This is a genomic window from Sphaerospermopsis sp. LEGE 00249 (assembly GCF_014299995.1).
Taxonomy (GTDB): domain Bacteria; phylum Cyanobacteriota; class Cyanobacteriia; order Cyanobacteriales; family Nostocaceae; genus Sphaerospermopsis; species Sphaerospermopsis kisseleviana.
The window spans coordinates 1-15,941 of record NZ_JACJUZ010000094.1 but is presented as its reverse complement, the minus strand read 5'-3'; the positions used below and the strand labels follow the sequence as shown (position 1 = coordinate 15,941).

Genomic DNA, 15,941 nt, shown 5'->3' with positions numbered 1-15,941 from the left:
GGGGACTGGTGACTGGGGACTGGGGACTGGTGACTGGTGACTGGTGACTGGGGACTGGGGACTGGGAAGAAATATTTACCTCCTGCCTCCTGCCTTCTGCCTTCTGCCTCCTGCCTCCTGCCTTCTGTTCCCTGTTCCCTGTTCCCTGTTCCCTGAGTTTCATATACCCACCACAAAGGGGTGTCAGTGGAGAAATATTGTTCCACTGTACGGGCGAGGTGAGAAAAATCTTGAGTAGGAAATAGTTCTTGGTAAGTACGCTGGATAAACTTAACCAATAGTGCTTTGTCTAAGGTAGAACCTCGGCGAATAGAATAGCCGTCCAAAGGAAAGTCAAAATTGGGCATGGGACGATTCAATTTTGGATTTTGGATTTTGGATTTTGGATTGTTTTGAGTATCTCCAATCTAAAATCTAAAATCTCAAGTTTTCTTTACTGTCACCAGTCCCCAGTCACCTGTTCCCTTGTTTACAAATTACTAACTATCACTCCAATGGGTGCGGGTGCGGCCATGTCGGAGGGTAGGAAAATCCGGGCGCTGACTGCGACTAGGGCAATCAAAAATACTAGAACTACGAGTAGGGGGGCGATGTATTGACGAAAAAAAGCCATATTCGGGATTGTAAATAATGAGGTAACTGGTGGAAAACCAGTTAATGTAAATTTTTCTTAATTTATTTTAGCGAGTTTGGAGGCAGGAAAAACTAAAGGTTAACGTGCATCCCGATCCAAATCATCCAGGACTCGTTCACAATACCAATTTTCTGGCATTCCAGGATAATTTTGCTTGGCTTGTTCGATTAATCTTTCGGCTGCGGCTACGTCACCGGATAATCTGGCAATGAGTCGGTTTTTGAGATAGTTACCTGTGATTTCCTCGTCTACTTGATTAGGTAAGCTGGGAGTGGAGGGTTGTAACTGTTCTCTTTTTAGTTGCCAAAATAAAACGTAATAGAGTGTGCCAAAAATTAGAACTAAGCTGATTGTTCCCAGGAGAGTGAGGGGGCTAAAGATAAGATATCCTAAAACTAATTGTGAGAGTACGTAGCCCAGTAATAAACCTGTGACAACGAGGACGAATGTACCGACAAGAATTACTACTTGGTTTCCCATATATCCTCTTCTTCTTCAAGTCCTGGTCTGGTTGCTGTCACTGGTTTGGGATTCCAAGGGGCAAAGAACGGTAATAGGAGTAGTCCCGGTATAGCAGCAACAATACTAATCACAAAAAATAAAGGCCAACTTGTAGTTTTTGCTAACCAACCTGCTGGCGCAACTAGAATATCACGACTGACGGCCATAAAACTAGAAAGTAAAGCATACTGTGTGGCGGAATAACGCTGATTACACATATTCATTAAAAAAGCAACAAAGGCGGCTGTTCCTAATCCTGCACAAAAGTTTTCGATGTTGATTGTGAGTAAGAGGACCTGATAATTTTTCCCAACTTGTGCAAGTAAAAGATAAGCTAAGTTGCTGATTGCTTGCAACCCACCAAATACCCAAAGTGAACGATTTAACCCAATTTTACTCAAAAATGCGCCTCCTGCCAGTGTACCAACTATGGTGGCTATTAGTCCCATGCCACCTTGAATTGCGCCAATATCGGTTTGAGTAAAGCCTGTTTGCAGCAAAAACGGCGTGGACATATTATTCACAAAGGAGTCGCCGAGTTTATATAAGACTATGAACAGGAGACTTAAAGAGGCGTAAACTATGCCCTGACGCTGAAAAAATTCACCAAAGGGTAAGATGACGGCTGCGGTTAAAGATTCTGGTGGGATGGTTTCTTTTGGTTCTGGTGCAAATAAGGTGGCTATAATACCTACTGCCATAGCCACTGCCATTAATAAGTAGATTGAAGACCAAGGTATTTTATCAGCTAGGATGAGGGCTAATGAGCCTGTGAGTAGTAATGCTATGCGATAACCTAAAACGAATACGGCTGCACCTGCACCCATTTCTAGTTGTTCGAGTATGTCGGTGCGGTAGGCATCGGCGGCTATGTCTTGGGTGGCACTGAGGAAGGCGATGGCTACGGCGTTGATGGCTAGTAGTTGTAGGGCTTGTTTGGGTTGTTGTAAGGCCATGCAGGCGATCGCTATGAATAACCCTATTTGTAAGATAATTAACCAACCCCGTCTCCTGCCTAAAAAGGGCAGTTTAATCCAGTCTAACAAGGGCGACCAAAGAAATTTTAAGGAATAGGGCAAACCAACAAGGCTAAATAAGCCAATGGCAGTTAAATCTACTTTTTCAATGGTCATCCATGCTTGTAAGGTTTTGCTGGTTAAAAATAAGGGTAAACCAGAGGAAAAACCTAGTAATAATAAAGCCGCCATTTTGCGGCTACCGAATACTTTTAATAGCGATTGTACTGGGTTCATGTATTAAAAATTTTCTTACCATTGTTGCTGTTGACATGACTATTGTGTAGTTCATGTCTAGATACGGCTGAACGTTGTAAAATCAGGATTTTACTTTCTTTGTTGCCATTTCTATTAAATCTTCAATTCTCTTAATATTTGGATCTCCGGCTAAGTATCCTATTCCTCGATGTAGGTGTAAACGAAATTGGGTGATGAGGGTTTCTTTATCGGTGTCTAAACCGTCGTTGTGACAACGTTGTTTCAATGCCAATAGCAATATATCAGCCATTTCTCCCCCAAATACTTTCCAGGTTAGTTCTACGTTACTATCTTGGGGGATGGGTACGGGTGATGGGGGGGCGGTTTCTGCTAGGGAACGACAAAACGCCCATCTACATAGGATGTTCCATTGTTCTATTTTGGTGTTACGTTTGAGTTTTAGTAGTTGATCTTTGGCTGTTTGGGATAGTCTAATACGTTCTATTGGTGATTCCATATTTTTTTATTAATAAACCACGAAGGGCGCAAAGGACACGAAGGTAAGAAGGAAGAAAGAGGGTAAAATTTGGCTGGCTAAATTTTTATGAAGAAATGGGATCTTCTGGGGGTGGATGGCGGTTAATTGTTTTATCGGCAGCACGAATATTGATGATTCTGTCTCTGTTTAGGTATAGTTTTGCTATTGTTGCTTTTCCTGTGGGTGTTATCCCTATTATTTTTAGTCCATCTTTTGACCAAATAAAATGTTCACTCCATTTGTTTTTTCTAGGATTGAATAATTCAACTTCGTTACCAGTTTCCGGGTCTATTGCTGTTGTATTATTGGATTTTTTGCGGTTACAATGAAAACAGGCTAAGGCTAAGTTATCTATTGTATCTTGACCATTTTTACTCAAGGGAATTACATGATCTACGGTGAATAATACATACTGCCATGTTTCTGATGCGTGGCAATATTCACATAGTTCTAATGCTCGCTTGCGTACTTGTTGCTGAATTGCATCACTAATTTTTTTATTCACTACTGTTATATATTTGTAATATTTTGATTTTTGGCAATATTACGCACTAAGCGATTCAGAAAACTTAAATAATCATCTATTTCTTCATAACTGTCTAGTTCTTGTTCTTCTTCTGGTGTTAGTTCTGTATTTTGTTGTTTTGTTAGTAGGTTTTCAATGCGATTTTGTACGCTGATGGAGGCGCGAAATATTGGTGTTCCTTGTTGTATTTCTATTGTGATCGCACCTTCTAGGGGTAAGTTGGTGGGAAGTTTTTGTAAGGTTGGTAGTAAGGGAGTTGTCATATTTAACTTTGTGAAATACTAGATGATATTTTACCAAAAATAACCGTCTTTTATTGTAGTTTCTCTTTTACCGGAGTTATATTGCAAGAGGTATTCACGGGCGATCGCTTCGTTTTCTCTCAGGAGTTCTACTTCTTTTTTGGCTATTTCTGTGTCGGTGGAAAGTAAGATTACTTGATGACTTGCTGCGGGAAAGTATCTTTCTACTAGGTTGTTTCTGTGGGATGAGTCGAGTCTTCCTAGTGGTGTGTCAATAGCAACGGGTAAACGTTTTCCTGATACTTTTGCTAAACCCCAAAGGAAGGCGATCGCTAATAGTTGTTTTTCTCCTGCTGATAGGCGATTTTTAGGTACTGGTTTTCCTTTTAAATCATATAATGATATACTAAATGTCTGGGCATCAATGGCAATTCTATGAACTAAATCTGATTTATGCAGAAGATAAAGAAAACAGTTTTTTACTTCTTCTTCTAATTTATTCAATTTCCTTAATGTCAATTTTTCTCTAAATATCTTTAAGGTTGCTTGTACTTTAGTGACTGCATTAATTAAATGTTCTGTACTTTGATATTTCAAACTATCGCTAGTATAGTTAGTTAGTTCTTTTTTGGTTTTTTCAATTGTTGCTTGTAATTCTAATAAATTACGTTTTAAAAACTCTACATTACTATTTGCTTTATTCCATTCTCTTTCGGCTTTTTCCCTAGCTTGTTGTAATTCTGCATAAGCTTCTGGTGCTGCTGCTGTTTGAATTTGTCTGTCTATGGTGAGTATTTGTTCTTCGTAATTTTGCAGTTCTAATATTTTAGCATTAGCTGTATTTTTGGCAATTTGTAAACGGTATACGAGATTATCTAACAAAGTTAAACTTTCTTCATCAGCATTTAACCAAGTGGTTTCTGTAGATGAATTAACAGCATATAATTTATCAATATCTTCAACTAAGAAATTTTGAATACTGTTAATTTTCTCTAATTCTAAATTTAGCTGATTGAGCAAATTTAGTAAACGTTGATCTCTAGCAATTAACAAATCCTTTGCTAATTGCATTTGTTGAAATTTTAACTCTTTTTCCCCTTGGGTTTGAATTTGGGATAATAAATTAGGAATTAACGCTAATGGTAGCACATCTTCCGCTAATTCACGTAATGATTTACGGATATTTTCTGCATTTTGAACTTGATTTTCTTTTTGGGTGTCTAGTTGACTACGTTCAGCAGCGAGTTTTCCACCTTCAGAAATATATTTATTTAATGCTTCATCATATTGAATTTTTAAATCTTTTAAATCTGTTTCTAATTTTTCTAATTCTTTTTGTTTATTATTTTCTTTTTGTAATTGTTCTGCTAAACGGTTTTCTAATTCTTCTAATTTAGCTAAATCTTGTTTATCAGCAGTTTCCTTTTTCTTACGATTCACTAATATTTCTAAATCTACTGCTAATTTATCAGCTAATTCTAATCCTAAAAGTCCATTAATAGCATCTACAACTACAGCAGGTGGTGTTTCTTGTTCTGCAAGTTCTTTTACTTGTTCCCCATCAAACAGAAATAAATTAGAAATACCTAAAGGGAGAATATTTTCTATATATTCATCCCAAATAGTAGCTAAAGAATCAACAGGCCAAGTTTCATCTTTTCCTAAAATTCCTAATGAGTCTTTACCGTCTTTGGGATTTTTTTCCCAAGTTCTCACTACACGATATTGAATTGGTTTATCGTCTTCGATGTGTTCAAAAACTAATTCAATTCGGGTTTTATTAATGGGATCAGCTTGACTATTGACACATTGAGTTAAAAAATCATTATAACTCAAGTTTCCTCTAGTAGAACATTGGGCGCGTTGTCCATATAATGCCAGGCGAATAGCATCCATTAATGTTGTTTTTCCGCCACCATTCATTCCTCCTAAAAGGATGATAGGGCGAATATTATCTTGATCTATTCTGGGATCAAGGTTGATGACTTGTCTACCAGCGTAGGGACCGAAGTTTTGCAGTACGAGTTCTAGGAAGATCATGAGAGTTAAAATTTAAAAATTAATAGTTTTTTAAACGAACCACAGAGGCACAGAGAAGCCAATTTCTCGTTCTAGAAATGAAGGATTTATTTTTACCTTTTATCACCTATTCTAAAAATTTGATTAGCTGTTAAATTCAAGTTAGGAAATGCCGCAGAAATTAACACATCATTTCCTGTAAATTGACTAACTTGATATTCTCCTTCAATTAAATTATGTATAGAAATTGTTGGTTGTTTAGGATTACCAATATATCTTCTTCCACCTAAACCTAGATAATCAGTGATCCAATATTCAGAAATACCTAATTTTTCATATTCAGCTAATTTGATTAAATAGTCATCTTGCCAATTTGTGCTAACTACTTCAATTACTAAACGAACCGTTTCACCTTGGGTAATTGTAGAACGTTTATTCCATAAAGGTTCATTATTAATGACGTTCCAATCTAAAACAATGACATCGGGATTATAACCAGATTTGGCAGAATCTACTGGTTTAATAATACATTGTCTGGGGATAAAATAAAGTAGGTTATTTTGTTCGATTTGTACACTTAATTTCTGTGCTAAAAATCCTGATACCTGTTCATGTGTTCCCGTCGGTTGCATTTCAAAAATGACTCCATCATGTAATTCAAACCGTCCATATCCATCTGGATACCAGTCAAGAAATTCTTCTAAGTCTATAAGTTGTGGTAATGTTTGTAACATAATCTACTCCTCTTTTTTCTTAAATTTCATACTCGCAAAATTTGCTGGTTTATTTGGTTGTTCATTTTCTTCTTTTTCTGCTGTTTCACCGATATTTAATTGTTTAAATGCTGCGCGAATTGTGGCTATATCTCCTTCACTTGCTGCTTGTCGTAAATCTCTTTTAAAATGGGCATAATCAATAGCATCTTGTTGAGAACGAGAACTGGTTTCAAAGCATTTTTCTAAACTATCAAAAATCCCTACTCGGCGCGTTTTTTTCTTAAATTGTCTTTCTGTATCTAACAATTTCGCCATTAGTTCTAATTGCATTGCGTCACCTTGACAGATTTCTTCTAATACTTCCCATTCATCGCTACCCAGTAGGCTATAATCTGCACCAGGACGGGGATCTTTAAATTCTTCTCCTGTCACTTCTTGATAGATTCGGGGTAAACTATCATCAAATTCGTGTTTTTCTTCTAACCATATCCGGCGAATTTCGCTGAGTTCTTCCATAGATATTAAGGTGATATCTCTCATGTTTTCGGGGGCGTTTTTTCTCATTTCTGTTTGGGCGGTTAATAGTTTCCTTAACCAATATTCTCGCCAATATTTTGTATAAGGTCCGGGTATGGGTTCAACTGATGTTTCACCATTTCTATTCCGTTCAAATAATTGCACTTCTCCCCAGATGCGGCGAAAATCTCTTTTTTCTCTATCGTGTTCAATATCTAATTCTCTACGAAAATCAACTATTGGTTGCATCCATTCTTTTTCTTCATCATTTTGAATCATTGCGTTTAAAGATTTATCACTGCTAACCAAGGTACAAACCCAGCAACCAAAACGAGAATTTCCACAACTAGGAGTAGATGTATCAATCACTAAAGGACATTCATTATCTGCTGTTGATTCTCTATACATATTAAATAAATCTTTATTGCTATGTCCCCAAGGATTTTCCCATTGCATTAAATATAACCAAACTTCATCATTACGCCAATCTTCAATAGGTGTATATAACAAAGAATTAATGAGACTAGGATGAGGACAAAGCCTATCTCTGATTCTTCCTTCTTCTCTCTTTGTCATAATTAAAGCGCGATTTCTACTTTCAGTTTTCCGAGTTCCTAATACAACAATTGTTTCACCACTAGCTCTAACAACATCACGAATAAAACGGTTAGAAGGATCAATTTTTAATCTTCCAGTACACCAGCGAAATGTATGACGGGGTGCAGGATATCCTTTACCTATTAAACCTGCCCAATATGTTTGTTTAGTTTCTGGTTGTAATAAATGTGGTGTCATTGGCATTTTTTGTTCTTGGGCAGAAATTTCCATTTGTTTTAATGAATTACGTACCCAAGCAGAAACATAGGGATTTTCTACACCCGTATCTGTGGTAATAACATGAATAGTTTTAGTTCTTTTTTCTGGTGGAAGTCCAGAAATAGCATTCCAAATAAGTTGTAACGTTGCTGTACTGTCCTTTCCCCCAGAATAACCCACAACCCAAGGTATTGCATCCAAACAATATAATTCCTGAATTTCTGTGGTGAGAACTTGAATATAGTCTACCAATTCCGCTACAGTGCGATTTTGCTGATTTTTACTGTCTGTTTGTGGTGCTATAGTCATGACTCCCTACCTGTAATTATATAGATGTACCTGGATTATATGTATTGAGATAAATGCAAATTCAAAAATTATTTATACTAAGTTAGTTTACATTAACTTTTAAAAATTGTTTTTAAAAACTATACTTTTAGTATCCAATATTTTGGGAAAATAAGCAACTCAGTCTCAACCTTAGTTTTTAAAAATTAACCTTATGGACAGCCAATTTGAACAAAATTGTAACATTTCTCAACAGTACACAGAAAATGAAACTCAAAGTCAACAGATGTTATCTACATTACTCAAGACATTTTTTGACAAACAAGACCAAATTCTAGTTCAGCAAACAAAAATGGGAGGTGTTGAAGCTTATGTAGGTGCGGTTACTTTAGAATGGTTTGCAAAGAGAGTTAATTTTGCTTCTACATTACCTCTGTTGCAAAAAAATTATAATTCCGAAACCGAGAATATTGAAATTGATGCAGATAGTATTGATGAAGTTCAGCAACGTCCGTTAGACTGGTCGCGTCAAGCTGCGTTAGTACAATATTTAGCATCACGAAAAAACCATAAGTTTCCCCCGGTATTGGTTGTAATTAATCAATCTTGGGTTGATAATGCAAAAGCAGATGAGTGGAATAGTGAAGGACGTGCTAAAAAAGCTACTACAGATTTTATTCCTCTAGATGAAAATGGTTCTTTTGGTTTGTTAAATGTAGCGGAAGAAAATGTTAGTATTTATGCTTTAGATGGTCAGCATAGATTAATGGGAGTTCAAGGTTTATTAGAATTACTGCAAACTGGTAAATTGAGAAGATATAAAAAAGATAAAACTTATAGCGATAGTTATATTAATCTTTCAGAATTGATAGATGATTCTCAAATTGATGCTGATGATTTGCAAAATTTACCACAGGAAAAAATCGGCATTGAGTTTATTTGTGCGGTGAATACTGGAGAGACTTATACAGAAGCAAAACAGCGAGTTAGGTCTATTTTTGTTCATGTAAATTTAATGGCTGCACCTTTAACTAAAGGTCAGTTAACACAGTTAAATGAAGATGATGGTTTTGCAATTGTAGCGCGAAAAATTGCGGTGACACATCCACTTTTTGCAGAGAAAGAAAAGCGCAAACCGCGTATCAATTGGAATAGTGCTACAGTAGCAAAAAATTCTACTGTTTTGACTACACTGCAAGCTTTACAGGATATGTCTACTACATATTTAGGGCAAAAATTCCCCCATTGGAAACCTTTAGAAAAAGGGTTAATTCCTCAACGTCCAGATGATGAAGAATTACAAGAAGGAATTGCAGATTTTACAGAATTATTTGATTATTTAGCGAGTCTTCCCAGTTATAAAATTTTAGATCATGAAGATACACCAAATTTAAGACGTTTTAGTTTTGAAAAAGGTGGTGGTGAGGCAAATATTTTATTTCGTCCAGTGTCTCAAGTTGCTTTAGCGCAAGCTTTGGGAATTTTGGTTTTTAAAAAAGGTATGTCTTTAGAAGCTATTTTTAAGAAGTTGCGAAAATTTGATCGTCAAGGTGGTTTTAGTGAAATGGAGTTTCCCCATTCTTTATGGTATGGGGTTTTATATGATCCGAATAAAAAGCGGGTTCAAGTTTCAGGTAAGGAGTTAGCGGTGAAGTTGTTGGTTTATATTTTGGGGGGAATGACTGAAAAAATGGAGGTTGCACAATTGCGTAAAGCTTTAGCTGATGCGAGAACGATGGAAGATAATACTATTGGTTTTGATGGAAAGTTGGTTGATCCGCAAGATGTTGGTTTACCACCAGTTTTATAGTTATTGCTGAAAAATGTTTTGACGATGCCATTGTAAAGCTTCAATATCTGGAAAGTATTTCTCTATTTTAGGCAATATGAGTTTTTCACCATGAAAATCTTTTATTGGTTTAGCGTGGGGAGATACTTCTTCTAATTCTTTACTAACAATAATTTTGTATTTATCATCAACACCAAACCAACCTCTATCAAATGCCCAATGATGATTTTTACATAAGGCTATACCGTTATGTATTCTACTATCATAAAATTGGGAAAATGGTTTTATGTGTGCGCCATCTACTATATTTTGATTGAGATATTGATTAACCATTAAACCACAAAAAGCACATTGACAACTATATACAGAAACTACTGCTTTTCTAAAGAAAGCATTTCTGATAATTGTTTTTTGTAATCTATATTTAGGATTATTTTCAGCAGGTTCAGGTATTATTATTTCATTTTCAAAATTTTGATTAATTTGTAAAATGCTATCTATTTGGTTATCTTGATCATGAAAAAAAGCGGCTATTAGTGCATCTAGTAGTTCTTTTCTAGAAATTTCATTTTGTAAAAACTCAAATAATTCATTATCCAAATAAGCATATTCTACAGCTTGTTTTAATTTGTTGGTTGTTTTTGGTTGTAACCCATTAAAATCAGGTTTAAATTCTAAATGCCAAAAACCTTCACTTTGTAAATGAAAGAAAGGATAATGTAAACCTCCTGTATAGGAATGTGATCCTATTATCTGCCAATATTTTTCAAAGGTTTCAATTAATTCATCTGAAACTCTAATTTCATTTGTGTTAATAATATCTCTACTGATTAAATCTATCACTGATAAAATCAATATTGGTTTATGTAAAGCCGTACCACGTTTTTTACTGTTGCTAACATTCAGGTTAGATAACTTTTGGCAGTATAATGATAAAGTGTTCATGTTTTTAATAACTGGTTATGTGTCATTAAATAAATTATAAATTCTTAATTTATTAAGTCGCTTAAATATAACTCTCCTCTCTCTTCATTTTTCTTTTCTTTATCACATATCAAAAACAATAAAATTCGTTCAGAATAATCTATTGATCCCCTCAGTTCATCTTGTAAAACTTCTAAACCACCATTAGCGTATTCTTCAAAAATTTCATTACGTTGTTTTTCAAATTCCTCCTCATTAGGGGATAAAATTTGAATATTCTCAGTTTCTACAATTCCTAATAATTTAATAACAACATCATATCCCATTGATATGAATGTTTCTAACCTGATGGGTACAGGTTCACGTTTAGAAACTTCCTCAAAAGGAACACGCTTCTTATACTTAACCCCCAAAGCAGCAGCAAAAACAATCACATCAGCGAAAGTTTGAAAAGGACCATTTCCCCCATCAGAAGAAATTAAAGACTTCACCAAATCAGCCTTATCCTTAGCCACCCTGATTCTACCAGATTCCGCCATAATCTTAAAATCTCAACTCCCAATATTTTACAACAAATGGTACTAACTAAAATCAAAACTTTGCTTTCTTTCCTTTGCGTCTACCCTGCGGGATCTCCTGACGGAAATTGCGTCTTTGCGTGAGAAAAAAATAAAACACAGATGAACACAGATAGACGCAGATAATATTTGTCATCAAAAATTAACCTGCTTGATCCTTAAACTCCTCATTTTCTCCCACCAAAACCACATTTTCATAAATCAAAGACAAAGGAAACTGAAAATCAACACTTGTTAAATGTACTTCATCACCCTCAACAAAAGGATGTAATTCCCAAAAACCCCGATCATTTAACCTAAAACATTCTAAACCGATTTTTTGAGAATCAATCAAAACATATTCCTGTAAACTAGAAAAATTGCGATATTTTTCAAACTTTTTACCCCGATCATAAGCTTCCGTACCCTGAGAAAGTACCTCAACAATTAAACAAGGAAATTGCAAAAACTTAATCGCTTGTCTATCTTGAGGATGACAACTCACCACCACATCAGGATAGAAAAAAAGTCCATTTTCAGAAACTCCAACCTTTGCATCTGACATCAAAGCACTGCACTTACTTCCCCGTAAATGACTTTTCAAAGCAGAAGCTAAATTTAAAGCGATCGCAGCATGAGGAATACTACCTCCAGTCATTGCAAAAACTTCACCATCAAGATATTCATATTTAATTTCCTGTAACTCTTCCCACTCTAAAAACTCTTGGGGAGTGAGATAAAACCGATCAGAAATAGCAACCATTTTTTCTTTCTCCTTTGCTTTCTTCCCTTTGCGTCTTTGCGTGAGATAAAAAATAGAACGCAGATGAACAGAGATAAACGCAGATAAATTTTTCTGTTTCTCTCTGCGACTCTGCGACTCTGCGTGAGAACAATTAACCCCTTTCCACCTCTACAATTTCAGTATACTCAAAACCACTAGGACTTTGACGAATCAAATAATATTTCTCCCCATTCACCTCCATAAAATCCTGTTCACAGTCAGGTTTAGAAGAATAATAAGTTAACACATATTCCTTACCAATTCTATCAATAATTTCCTCCTCAACCTCCACCCTCCATTGAGTTTTCGTCACTAAAACCACTAACTGATTTGCTAATTTAGGAATAGTTTGTGCAATGTGACGACGAGAATTAGCGTCTAAACTTCCAAAAGGTGAATCCATAACAATAGGAAAAGTGCTACTATCAGGAACCATCATGATTTTTCGTTTTTCACTCCACTCCCGCACTTTATCAATAATACTCGCAATAAATGATAAACTAAGAATTTGATTTTCTCCCGTAGATGCTGCTACTGGTGCTTCTATTCCTGTGGTATTTTCAACTAAAGTTAGTTCATATTTTTCCGTAATCTTAGGAATATAAGGAGTGACAGAAATTTCCGAAAATATTTCCTGTACTCGCTTTTCTAACTGCAATCTAAATTGTTTCTCCTGTCTATTTTTCACCTCTGTTAATCTTTCAATTGCGTCTTGAGTTGCAATAATACGACGCTGTGCTAAAATTTGTCTTCCTTCATTTTGTTTTTGTTTAGCAATTTGTTTGACTAATACATCAACTTCTGTTTTCAGGTGAGAAATTTCCTGTTGGTTTGCACCTTGTTCTCGGTTTAATTCATCTATTTTTGCTTCAATTCCATCTAACCGTTTTTGTAAACCGCTAATATCTTCATTGGGATCTTTTCTTAAGATTTCTTCAATATTATCTAACTCACCTTCTATTTGGGAAAGTGATGTTTTGATCTGACTAATTCTTGCTTGTTCTCTATTAACATTATCCCAAAAATTATCCGCTTGTTTATCAATATCATCAACTTGCGCTCCCATTCTAATTGCTGTTTCTTCTACAGAGGAAGATCCGGTTTTTTTCAAAAGTGATTTAACGTGAAAATGTCCATTTCCTCCTTCTTTTAATTCTGCTCCACAAATACATCTTCCTGTTTGAATTAATTCCGCGACAAATTCTTTAGAAATTCCTGATTTTAATTCTCCTTTTTGTTTTAATTCGCTGATAATTCCCCGAAAATTTGCATTTGTTTGACCTAATAATACTGTGTATGCTTGTTTGGAAATAATCTTTTTCAGTGCTTCTTTAGTTTTTTTCAGTTCTTCATAACTACTACGTTTTTGAGTTTCTAAACTTTCTCGTCTTTCTTGTAATTCTCGCACTGCACTGAGTTCTATCAACCGACTGCTTATATCTTTTTTAAATGTCTGTTGATTTTCTAACTCTTTTTTAATTTCTGTTTGTCTTTTATTAATTCTTTCCATTTCTTGTTCTAGTTTACTTTGCTCTTTTAATAATTGTTTAGTTTCTGCATCACCAATAGCAGCAAGTTCGTTATCTAAGGTTTTCTTTGCTTCTTTTAAATGTCTAATTGCTAAGTCAATTACTTTGACTCCTAAAAATGTTTCTGTTGCTTCTGCTATTTCTGCTTTTTTATCAGACCTCACAATTTCTTCTATGCGTTCCCCATCAAAAAAGAAATATTGATGTAAACTTGCTGGTAATATATTATTGATAATCTCTTCTGCTTGTTCAATGGGAAAATACCATTTACCGTCATCTCCTACGGTTTGAATAATTAATTTTGTTTTTGTTGCTTCCATGTTGGTAGCATTTTTATAAACTCGACAGGTGCGTTTTGCTCGGTATCGGTTTCCTTCATGTTCCCAACCAACTTCTACCCAACATTCTACAGGTTGTTCATTTTCTACTTCTGCGATCGCTCTTTTATTTACTAACTGTTCTGTCGCAGCAAACGCAGCAGTAAATTTTTCATATAACACCCAGGTAAACGCATTTAATAAACTGGTTTTACCTGCTCCATTATTCCCATGAATTATTGTAGTATTTTTAATATCTCCCGTCGCAATGGTAATTTCTGGAGTCTGTCCATAAAAAGAACGAAAATTACAAAGTTTAATCGAGGTTAGTTTCATTCCTGCACCACTTCTTTCACTGCTTCTTTGATTATTCCTAAAATATCATCATTAATTGCACCTTTGCTTTTTCTCGCAAGTCTTGATTTTTCTAACCTACAAACTCTCTCAATTATCTGTTTAACTTCCGGTGGTGCAGTATTAATTGGTGCTTGTACATCTTCAATATTTGATTCTGTAGACATAACGGCTTGTAAAAATAGACTTTTCTATCTATTTTAACCATCTTTGTCAACATTTAGTAATCAGTTATCAGTTATAAAACTTTATAATTTCTAATTTAATATAGATTTTTAATTATGAAACTGCATCAAAAATAGGTAAAAATTTATGATTTGGCGGCTAGAAAGGGATTGCTTTTTTTATTTATTCCTGGTAAAGTTATCTTTACAAGCTCTAATAATCGGGTATTGCTTATTTTAAAAATTTTAGCAACACTCCATTATATTATAATAGTAGCGCACCCCCAGCGCCGAGTCAACCCCTCAACTATCAATTTTCGCCCCCCAAGAAAGAAAAATAAATCAAGAAATCTATAGATATAGCATTTACCAAGTTAGTGAGGTACAGAGTTTTTGATCTTAGGGAATTGGAAATTGGAAATTGGGAATTGGTAACAGTAAATAAATGAGGGTGTACCTCAAGAGACTGGGAAACGCTATAGATGCGATGCCCACACAAAAAGATGGTAGTACAGTACGGCGTAAATAAACCAAGTATTCGATAGCCAAATTCCATGAAACTGGGAATTAATTACCAGGCTTTATTTACGCTGTTTGTTGAGATTCAGTTTCTACCTTCTGGCCAATTTTGGGTTCTGTACCTGTCAGCAACCTTTCAATATTACTGCGATGACGAATAATTACATATAAACCCCCAGCAATACTAAACAAAACATAAGCTAAAGGTTGCTGGAAAACCACCATCAAAATAGAAACAGCAACAGCACCAGAAATAGAACTTAAAGAAACGATTTTAGATATAGCAATAACTACACCAAAAACCCCCAAAGTAGCCAAACCAACCGGCCAATTCATGGCTAATAAAATACCCAAACTGGTAGCCACAGACTTACCACCAGTAAAACCTAAAAAGATTGATTTACTATGTCCTAAAATTGCCCCTAACCCAACCAAAGTTACTAACCAAGGTTGCCATAATTGCACATTTAAATTTGCAGGTATGACATTATAACCAGGAGCAAAATTGAATAAAGCATAAACCAGATTTATGGCTAATACTCCCTTCAAACAATCAACAAATAACACAAAAGCCCCCGGACCTTTACCCAAAGTTCTCAGAACATTGGTGGCACCAGTTGAACCAGAACCAACTTCACGAATATCAATACCTTTTAATAACTTACCTGCAAGATATCCAGTGGGAAAAGAACCCAAAAGGTAAGCTAATAAAACCACTACCCCACACAAAGTCAACCAAATAGCCATAATTTTATTAGAAGTTCAGAAGTTCAGAAGTTCAGAAGTATGGCTAACGCCACGCTTACTTCGACTGCGCCCTTCGACTGCGCCCTTCGACTGCGCCCTTCGACTGCGCCCTTCGACTGCGCCCTTCGACTGCGCCCTTCGACTGCGCCCTTCGACTGCGCCCTTCGACTGCGCCCTTCGACTGCGCCCTTCGACACCGCCCTTCGACACCGCCCTTCGACACCGCCCTTCGACACCGCCCTTCGAC

General features: G+C 35.8%; 16 protein-coding genes and 1 pseudogene. 1 reads left to right on the top strand and 16 read right to left on the bottom strand.

What is annotated here, in order from left to right:
• The 10 genes and pseudogenes from H5968_RS25885 to dndC form a co-directional block, all read right to left on the bottom strand.
• Positions 1 to 347 (bottom strand): annotated as a pseudogene (locus H5968_RS25885) (CsbD family protein); the annotation flags it as partial.
• 122 nt (positions 348 to 469) lie between these two features.
• Positions 470 to 613 (bottom strand): hypothetical protein, encoded by a 144-nt coding sequence (locus H5968_RS22450; protein WP_187041732.1) that lies wholly within the window; start codon positions 611 to 613, stop codon positions 470 to 472.
• 99 nt (positions 614 to 712) lie between these two features.
• Complete coding sequence (locus tag H5968_RS22445) at positions 713 to 1,114, bottom strand: ABC transporter permease (RefSeq protein WP_187041731.1); 402 nt, start codon at positions 1,112 to 1,114, stop codon at positions 713 to 715.
• Complete coding sequence (locus H5968_RS22440; RefSeq protein ID WP_187041730.1) at positions 1,099 to 2,388, bottom strand: AmpG family muropeptide MFS transporter; 1,290 nt, start codon at positions 2,386 to 2,388, stop codon at positions 1,099 to 1,101. Before H5968_RS22440 ends, H5968_RS22445 begins: the two co-directional genes overlap by 16 nt.
• A gap of 82 nt (positions 2,389 to 2,470) precedes the next feature.
• Positions 2,471 to 2,866, bottom strand: coding sequence for a DNA sulfur modification protein DndE (gene dndE, locus H5968_RS22435; protein WP_096567859.1), 396 nt, complete (start codon positions 2,864 to 2,866; stop codon positions 2,471 to 2,473).
• Between the two features lie 85 nt (positions 2,867 to 2,951).
• Positions 2,952 to 3,392 (bottom strand): HNH endonuclease signature motif containing protein, encoded by a 441-nt coding sequence (locus H5968_RS22430; RefSeq protein ID WP_187041729.1) that lies wholly within the window; start codon positions 3,390 to 3,392, stop codon positions 2,952 to 2,954.
• 5 nt (positions 3,393 to 3,397) lie between these two features.
• The gene (locus tag H5968_RS22425; protein WP_187041728.1) at positions 3,398 to 3,676 is read right to left on the bottom strand and encodes a hypothetical protein; all 279 of its coding nucleotides are present in this window, start codon (positions 3,674 to 3,676) and stop codon (positions 3,398 to 3,400) included.
• A 30-nt stretch (positions 3,677 to 3,706) separates the two neighbouring features.
• The gene (dndD, locus tag H5968_RS22420) at positions 3,707 to 5,695 is read right to left on the bottom strand and encodes a DNA sulfur modification protein DndD (RefSeq protein WP_187041727.1); all 1,989 of its coding nucleotides are present in this window, start codon (positions 5,693 to 5,695) and stop codon (positions 3,707 to 3,709) included.
• 92 nt (positions 5,696 to 5,787) lie between these two features.
• Complete coding sequence (locus H5968_RS22415; RefSeq protein WP_187041726.1) at positions 5,788 to 6,408, bottom strand: Uma2 family endonuclease; 621 nt, start codon at positions 6,406 to 6,408, stop codon at positions 5,788 to 5,790.
• A gap of 3 nt (positions 6,409 to 6,411) precedes the next feature.
• Positions 6,412 to 8,031 carry a DNA phosphorothioation system sulfurtransferase DndC gene (gene dndC, locus H5968_RS22410; protein ID WP_187041725.1) on the bottom strand — a complete coding sequence of 540 codons (1,620 nt, stop codon included), beginning with the start codon at positions 8,029 to 8,031 and terminating at the stop codon, positions 6,412 to 6,414.
• A 193-nt stretch (positions 8,032 to 8,224) separates the two neighbouring features.
• On the opposite strand from dndC, the gene H5968_RS22405 reads away from it, so the two are divergent.
• The gene (locus H5968_RS22405) at positions 8,225 to 9,820 is read left to right on the top strand and encodes a DGQHR domain-containing protein (protein ID WP_187041724.1); all 1,596 of its coding nucleotides are present in this window, start codon (positions 8,225 to 8,227) and stop codon (positions 9,818 to 9,820) included.
• On the opposite strand, the gene H5968_RS22400 is transcribed toward H5968_RS22405, so the two are convergent.
• From H5968_RS22400 to plsY, 6 genes are all read right to left on the bottom strand, one after another.
• Positions 9,821 to 10,744, bottom strand: a complete 924-nt coding sequence (locus H5968_RS22400; protein WP_187041723.1) for an HNH endonuclease — start codon at positions 10,742 to 10,744, stop codon at positions 9,821 to 9,823.
• 44 nt (positions 10,745 to 10,788) lie between these two features.
• The gene (locus H5968_RS22395) at positions 10,789 to 11,262 is read right to left on the bottom strand and encodes a DNA phosphorothioation-associated protein 4 (protein WP_187041722.1); all 474 of its coding nucleotides are present in this window, start codon (positions 11,260 to 11,262) and stop codon (positions 10,789 to 10,791) included.
• Positions 11,263 to 11,443: 181 nt separating this feature from the next.
• Complete coding sequence (locus H5968_RS22390) at positions 11,444 to 12,043, bottom strand: Uma2 family endonuclease (protein WP_187041721.1); 600 nt, start codon at positions 12,041 to 12,043, stop codon at positions 11,444 to 11,446.
• A gap of 133 nt (positions 12,044 to 12,176) precedes the next feature.
• Positions 12,177 to 14,246, bottom strand: coding sequence for an AAA family ATPase (locus tag H5968_RS22385; RefSeq protein ID WP_187041720.1), 2,070 nt, complete (start codon positions 14,244 to 14,246; stop codon positions 12,177 to 12,179).
• Positions 14,243 to 14,431: a hypothetical protein gene (locus tag H5968_RS22380; RefSeq protein WP_096567837.1), complete on the bottom strand. Its 189-nt coding sequence runs from the start codon at positions 14,429 to 14,431 to the stop codon at positions 14,243 to 14,245. Before H5968_RS22380 ends, H5968_RS22385 begins: the two co-directional genes overlap by 4 nt.
• 582 nt (positions 14,432 to 15,013) lie before the next feature.
• Complete coding sequence (plsY, locus tag H5968_RS22375; protein ID WP_096567835.1) at positions 15,014 to 15,694, bottom strand: glycerol-3-phosphate 1-O-acyltransferase PlsY; 681 nt, start codon at positions 15,692 to 15,694, stop codon at positions 15,014 to 15,016.
• Positions 15,695 to 15,941 lie beyond the last annotated feature (247 nt).